This window comes from Pseudomonas sp. GW821-FHT05H12, assembly GCF_059419385.1.
This window is the reverse complement of record NZ_JBWKRS010000026.1, coordinates 51642-59149: the sequence shown is the minus strand read 5'-3', so window position 1 is coordinate 59149 and position 7508 is coordinate 51642. Positions and strand designations below refer to the sequence as shown.

Genomic DNA, 7508 nt, shown 5'->3' with positions numbered 1-7508 from the left:
GATGCGGCCCTTGAGACACGCAGGTATTTCAAGGACGCCATCGCCGGCAAGCCGGCTCCTACAGGTGATAGTCGAGGTGAATGATGTCGAGCAAGCTCCTGCAAGCGTTCACCCTGGCACTCGCCGCCTTCCTGGCAGCCTGCTCCCCCATCAATGTGCTCAACGCACTCACTCCCTCCAGTACCTTCACCAAAACTTCTGCCATTGCCTACGGCACTGATCCCCGGCAGAAACTCGATATCTACCGACCCATCCCGGCGATCTCCAATGCCCCGGTCGTGGTGTTTTTCTATGGTGGCAGCTGGAACAGCGGCTCAAAGGACGACTACGGTTTCGTCGGTGAAGCCCTGGCCTCACGCGGTATCGTCGTTGTCATCGCCGACTACCGGCTCTACCCGCAAGTGCGATACCCCGCCTTTCTCCAGGACGGCGCCCAGGCGGTGGCCTGGACCTACAAGCACATCGCTGGGTTCGGCGCCGACCCAAAACAACTCTACGTGATGGGCCACAGCTCCGGCGCCTATAACGCGTCGATGCTGGCGCTGGATGCGCGTTGGTTGAATGCGGTGGGTTTTTCGCCCGCCATTTTCAAAGGCTGGATCGGCCTGGCCGGGCCGTATGACTTCCTGCCGATCGAGAACCGGGATGTGCGGCCGGTGTTCTTCTTCCCGAACTCGCCGCCCGAGTCCCAGCCTATCAACCACGTCAGCGGCGGTGCGCCGCCTGCACTGTTGCTTGCGTCAACCGACGACAACCTGGTCAACCCAACGCGCAATACCGGTGGACTGGCGAGCAAGTTGCGCGCCGCTGGCGTGCCCGTCCAAGTGTCCTATTTCACCAAGACCAGCCATGCGACGTTGGTGGCTTCAATCTCCCGGCCGCTACGCTGGCTGGCGCCGGTGCTGGACCGTGTGACCGCGTTTATCCAAGCCACTGATTCTGCCGGTTCAGGCGCCACGCAATCGCCCACAAAGTAAGGCTGCGCAGGGCCATGAACAGCAGGAAGGTGATCCACAGCCCATGGTTGCCCAGGCCCTGCAACGTCCAGGCGAATGGCAGCGTCAGGGCCACGGTGAGCAGCATGCCGTTGCGCATCTCCCGCGCTCGGGTGGCGCCAATGAACAAGCCGTCCAGCAGGTAACTCCACACTGCAATCAGTGGCAGCACCGCCAGATACGGCAGGTAAATGTCGGCGGTTTCGCGCACGCTGGGGATATCGGTCTGCATGGCGATAAACAGGTGCCCGGCGAAGGTGAACAGCAAGGCAAAGCCGAGGCTGGCGATCAGCGACCAACCTCCGGCCACCACCAGTGAACGGCGCAGGGATTGGCGGTCATGGGCGCCGATGGCGTGGCCGCACAGGGCTTCGACGGCATGGGCCAGCCCGTCCAGCGCGTGGGCTGTCAGTAGCAGGCCATTGAGCAGCAGTGCATTGGCCGCCACGGTGGCATCGCCCAGGCGTGCGCCCTGCACCGTGATCATGAAAAACACCGACTGCAGCGCCAGGCTGCGGATAAAGATGTCGCGGTTCACCGCCAGCAGCGGGCGCCAACTTTCCCAGACCTTCAGCGCCGCCCAGGCAATATGCCCCGGGTAGGCGCGCAAGGCCTTTTGCGTGAGGGCCAGGCCAAGCAGGGCTCCGGTCCATTCGGCCACGACCGACGCACGCGCCGAGCCGACAACGCCCCAGTCCAGTCCCAGGACGAACCACAGGTTCAGGGCGATGTTCACCAGGTTGGTGGTCAGCAAAATCGCCAACGGTGCACGGGCGTTTTGCGTGCCGAGGAACCAGCCGACCAGCGCATAGCTGGCCAGCGCGGCGGGCAGGCCGAACAGGCGGGTGTGGAAGAATTCGCGGGTGAGTTCATTGAGTTCGGGGGAGGGTTGCATCCATTCCAGGGCCAGGTGGCTCAAGGGAATGCCCACCGTGCCCAGCAGCATCGCCAGCCCCAGCGCCAGCAACAGGCCTTGCAGCAGGATCTGCCGCAGCGCCGCGCCGTCATTGCGCCCGGCGGCCTGGGCGGCAAAACCGGTGGAGCCCATGCGCAAAAAGCCCATGGCCCAGGCGAGAAAGGTGTACAAGCTGGCGCCGACGGCCACCGCACCCAACTGATGGGCATGGGGCAGGTGGCCGATGACCATGCTGTCGACCAGCGCCACCAACGGCACCGAGATGTTCGACAGGATCATCGGCGCGGCCAGGGCCCAGACGCGGCGATGGGTAGGGCGGTGGCGCCAGTCGTTAAGCAGGGCAGTCATCAAGGCTCCTCGGTGGAGCGGCATTGTAACCGCCCCTCCCTCACACCGCAGAACCAATGTAGGAGCCGGCTTGCCGGCGATGGCGGTATGTCAGTCACCGGATATGGGGCATTAAACTACGCCATCGCAGGCAAGCCAGCTCCCACAGGTTCCTCGGTGTGTGTGTGGGATTTGGCTTGGCTTTACCTCTTGTAAAGAACCAAACCACCCTCCGTCGGTCAATGTGACCAGCACCACATCGGCCGCCCACGGCCTGATATATAGTTCATCTCTCGGACCCTCTCACTACGAGTGCCTCATGCTTAACAAAGGATTGTTCCTGGCCTGCGCGCTGGCCCTGCTGAGCGCCTGCGATTCCTCCGATAAACCGGCTGCCCCGACCGCACCTGCGGCGGCAACCGTTGCGCCCACGCCCGTCAAGGCGGCGGTGGATGTGGCGGCGCTGAAGCAGCGCTATGCCGGGCGCGAGTTGAGCGTGGTGGACGTGTCCGAAGTGCAGCTCGACGGTGCCAGCACGCTCTCCGTGAGCTTTTCCATTCCCCTGGATCCCGATCAGAAATTCGCCGACAAACTCCACCTGGTGGACAGCAAGTCCGGCAAGGTCGACGGCGCCTGGGAAATTTCCGACAACCTCATGGAGCTGCGCCTGCGCCACCTGGAGCCCCAGCGCAAACTGGTGCTCACAGTTGACGCCGGGCTCAAGGCAGTCAACGGCAACACCCTCGCCGCCGACTACAACGACCGCCTGGAAACCCGCGACCTGCAAGCCACCGTCGGCTTCGCCAGCCGCGGCACCCTGCTGCCGACCCGCCTGGCCGAAGGCCTGCCGGTGATCGCGCTGAACGTCGACAAGATCGATGTCGAATTCTTCCGCGTCAAACCCGGCTCACTGCCAATGTTCCTCGCGCAGTGGGGGCGCAATACCAGCCTGCAAAGTTATGAAGCCCGTGAACTGCTGCCGATGGCCGACCTGGTCTATGGCGGGCGCTTCGACCTGAACCCGGCACGCAACACCCGCGAAACCCTGCTGCTGCCGATCGCCGGCCTCAAGCAATTGCAGGAGCCGGGCGTGTACCTGGCGGTGATGCGGGCTTCCGGCACCTACAACTATTCCCAACCAGCCACGATGTTCACCTTGAGCGACATCGGCCTGTCGGTGCACCGCTACGCCAATCGCCTGGACGTGTTTACCCAAGCGCTGGAAGGCGGCAAGGCATTGGATGGCGTCGACCTCGAAGTGCTCGATTCCGAAGGCCGTGTACTCGGCCAGGGCAAGACCGAGAAGGGCGGTCACGCCGAGTTGCCGTTGCCGAAAAAAGCCCGAGTGCTGCTGGCCAAGCAAGGCGAGCAGACCAGCATGCTGCGCCTCGACAGCGCTGCCCTGGACCTAGCCGAGTTCGACATCGGCGGCCAACCCTCGCACCCCTTGCAGTTCTTTGTATTCGGCCCGCGTGACCTATATCGCCCCGGCGAAACCGTGTTGCTCAACGCCTTGCTGCGCGACAAGGATGGCAATGCCGTCAAGCCGCAACCGGTGAGCGTCGAAGTACGTCGCCCGGATGAACAGGTGAGCCGCAAATTCGTGTGGGATGCCGATGCCTCCGGTCTCTACCAATACCAATTGCAACTGGCCGGCGAAGCGCCGACCGGGCGCTGGCAACTGGTGTTCGACCTGGGCGACGGTAAACCGCAGTTGTATGAATTCCTCGTTGAAGACTTCCTGCCGGAACGCCTGGCACTGGAACTCAAGGGCAGCGACACCGCCTTGAGCCCGGCGGACAACCCGGTGATTCACGTCAACGGTCGCTACCTCTACGGTGCGCCAGCCTCGGGTAACCGGGTCAGCGGCCAGGTCTATGTGCGGCCGTTGCGTGAGGCGGTCAAGGCGCTGCCGGGTTACCAGTTCGGCTCCATCACCGAAGAAGAACTGAGCCAGGATTTCGAACTGGACGAAAGCGTGCTCGACGCCAAGGGACAGGAAGACCTGACCCTGGAAAGCAAGTGGGCCCACGTCAAATCGCCGTTGCAATTGATCGTACAGGCCAGCTTGCAAGAGTCGGGCGGTCGGCCGATCACCCGGCGCCTGGTGCAGCCAATCTGGCCGGCCGAGCAATTGCCGGGCCTGCGTGGGCTGTTTGATGGCAAGGAAACCAATGGTGATGGCCCGGCAGAGTTCGAAGTGCTGGTGGCCAACCAGGATGGGCAGAAACTCGCCGCGCAAAACCTCAAGGTACGCCTGGTGCGCGAGCGCCGTGACTACTACTGGAACTACTCCGACAACGATGGCTGGAGCTATCACTTCAACGAGAAATTCCTCAACCTTGATGAGCAGACCCTGAACATCAAGGCTGGCGACACTGCCAAGGTCAGCTTCCAGGTGGAGTGGGGCCCGTACCGTGTGGAGGTTGAAGACCCGCAGACCGGACTGGTCAGCAGCCTGCGCTTCTGGGCCGGCTACCAGGCCCAGGACAACACCGAAGGCGGCGCCGTACGTCCTGACCAGGTCAAGCTGGCGCTGGACAAGCCGGCCTATGGCGACGGTGATACTGCCAACGTCACCGTCACCCCGCCCGCGGCGGGCAAAGGCTACCTGCTGGTGGAATCTGCCGAAGGGCCGCTGTGGTGGCAGGAAATCGATGTGCCGGCCGAAGGTAAAAGCTTCGCTGTGAAGCTCGACCCGAAATGGTCGCGCCATGACCTGTATGTGAGTGCCCTGGTGATTCGCCCGGGCGAGCGCAAAGCCAACATTACGCCCAAGCGTGCCGTGGGCCTGCTGCATCTGCCGCTGGACCGCACCCAGCGCAAGCTCGGCGTGACTCTCACCGCGCCGGAAAAAATGCGCCCCAAACAACCGCTGACCGTGAAGGTCGCCGCCAGAAATGCCGATGGCAGCGTGCCGAAACAGGTGCATGTGCTGGTGGCGGCGGTGGACGTGGGCATCCTCAATATCACCGAATACCCGACGCCGGACCCGTATTCCAGCCTGTTCGGCCGCAAGGCCTATGGCGTGGACCAGTTCGACATCTACGGCCAGCTGATCGAAGCCGGCCAGGGGCGTCTGGCCAGTCTGGCGTTCGGCGGCGATGCCGCCTTGGCCAAGGGCGGCAAGCGCCCGGACACCAGTGTGACCATCGTCGCCCTGCAAAGCGCGCCGGTGGTCTTGAATGACAAAAGCGAGGGTGAGGTCAGCGTCAATATCCCCGACTTCAACGGCGAACTGCGCCTGATGGCCCAGGCCTGGAGCGACGACCGCTATGGCATGGCCGAAGCCAAGACGGTGATTGCCGCCCCGCTGATTGCCGAGCTATCGGCCCCGCGTTTCCTGGCCGGTGGTGACCAGACCACCCTGGCGCTGGACCTGTCCAACCTGTCGGGCAAGGCACAGAAGCTCGATGTGCAACTGACGACTGAAGGGCAGTTGGAGCTGGTCAACAGTGCCGCGCAGACCGTGGAGTTGAAACAAGGCCAGCGCACCACGCTACGCATCCCGGTCAAGGCCTGGGGCGGGCTGGGGCAGGGCAAGGTCAAGGTCACCGTGAATGGTCTGGACCTGCCGGGTGAAAACCTGCCGCCGTTCAGCCGCGAATGGACCTTGGGCGTGCGCCCGGCGTATCCGGCGTTGCTTAAACATTACCGTGCAGTGCTCAAGGACCAGCCGTGGAGCCTGCCCGCGGGCACTCTGGATCAATTCGATGCGTCGGGGCGCGAGGCGCTGCTGAGCCTGTCGAGCCGGCCGCCGCTGAACCTGGGGGCGCAGATCCGCGCGCTCAAGGCGTACCCCTATGGCTGCCTGGAGCAGACTGCCAGCGGTTTGTATCCGTCGTTGTATGCCGATGATGCGTTGCTCAAGCAACTGGCGATCAAAGGCGAGTCGGACACTGAACGCAAACGCAAGATCGAGCTGGGCATCGAGCGTTTGCTCGGCATGCAGCGCTACAACGGCAGCTTCGGCCTGTGGGGCGCCGATGGCGAAGAAGAATATTGGTTGACCGCCTATGTCACCGACTTCTTGCTGCGCGCTCGCGACCAGGGCTTTGCCGTACCGCCCGAGGCCTTGAAGAAGGCCAGCGAACGCCTGCTGCGTTATGTGCAGGAGCGCAACCTGATCGAAGTCGACTACAGCGACAATGCCGACCACACCCGCTTTGCCGTGCAGGCCTACGCGGGTATGGTCCTGGCACGCAGCCAGCAGGCGCCTTTGGGTGCATTGCGCGGCCTGTTCGAGCGGCGCAGCGATGCGCGCTCAGGCTTGCCGCTGGTACAGCTGTCGATCGCCCTGCAGAAAATGGGCGATCAGCCACGGGCGGACCAAGCCTTGCTCGCCGGGTTGGGAGTGCAGCGCAACGCCAAGGAATGGCTGGCCGACTACGGCAGCCCATTGCGCGACCAGGCGATGATCCTGGCGCTACTGGAGGAGAACGACCTGGCCAAGGGCAAGCGTGAGGAACGCCTGTTTACGCTCTCGGATTTGCTGGCGGCCAGCCCGTACCTGTCGACCCAAGAGCGTAATTCGCTGTTCCTCGCCGGACGCCTGGGGTTTGCCAAGCCGGACGCGAATTGGCAAGTGACGCTTACCGGTAGTGGGGGTGTGCAGGAGCTAAATAATCAACAGTCGACGCTGGCGCTGGATGGCAAGCTGCTGTCGAGTGACCTGAGCCTGAGCAATCATGGTGAGGCGCCTGTTTATCAACAACTGACGATCTCGGGGTATCCACAACTGCCTCCAGCAGCGGGTGGGGATAACTTGAGCATCCGTCGCGACTACCTGGGCATGAATGGCCAGCCGTTGAACCTGCGCAACCTCAACAGCGGTGACCTGGTGCTGGTGCATTTGGCGGTGAGCGCCAAACAGCGCGTGCCGGATGCCCTGGTGGTAGACATGCTGCCGGCCGGCCTGGAGCTGGAAAACCAGAACCTGGCGCAAAGCGCCGCCAGCCTGGAAGACGCCAGCAGCCAAGTGAAGGAATGGCGTGAGTCGATGCAGAATGCGGCCCTCAAGCACCAGGAGTTCCGCGATGACCGCTACGTGGCGGCGCTGAAGCTGGAAGAGTCTGGCACGACCCACCTGCTGTACCTGGCACGGGCTGTAACGCCAGGCACTTACCGGGTGCCGCCGCCGCAAGTGGAGTCGATGTACCGGCCGAACTGGCAGGCAGTGGGTGAAACCCCGGCCGACCTGGTGATCAAAGGCAAATAACCTGTAGGAGCCGGCTTGCCGGCGATGGCGGTCTTCAGGGCCTCATCGCCGG

Annotated in this window: 3 protein-coding genes; 2 read left to right on the top strand and 1 reads right to left on the bottom strand. The window is 63.3% G+C overall.

The features are described 5' to 3' along the window. Nucleotides 1-83: 83 nt before the first annotated feature. A complete protein-coding gene (locus AC07SU_RS21440) occupies nt 84-977 on the top strand; it encodes an alpha/beta hydrolase (protein ID WP_494998164.1) in 894 nt (297 codons plus the stop codon). Here AC07SU_RS21440 and AC07SU_RS21435 read toward each other — a convergent pair. Further along, complete coding sequence (locus AC07SU_RS21435) at nt 922-2259, bottom strand: MATE family efflux transporter (RefSeq protein WP_494998163.1); 1338 nt, start codon at nt 2257-2259, stop codon at nt 922-924. The genes AC07SU_RS21440 and AC07SU_RS21435 overlap by 56 nt on opposite strands. Nucleotides 2260-2557: 298 nt before the next feature. On the opposite strand from AC07SU_RS21435, the gene AC07SU_RS21430 reads away from it, so the two are divergent. Further along, on the top strand, nt 2558-7456 hold the full coding sequence (locus AC07SU_RS21430; RefSeq protein WP_494998162.1) for an alpha-2-macroglobulin: 4899 nt from the start codon (nt 2558-2560) through the stop codon (nt 7454-7456). The last annotated feature ends 52 nt before the right edge of the window (nt 7457-7508 follow it).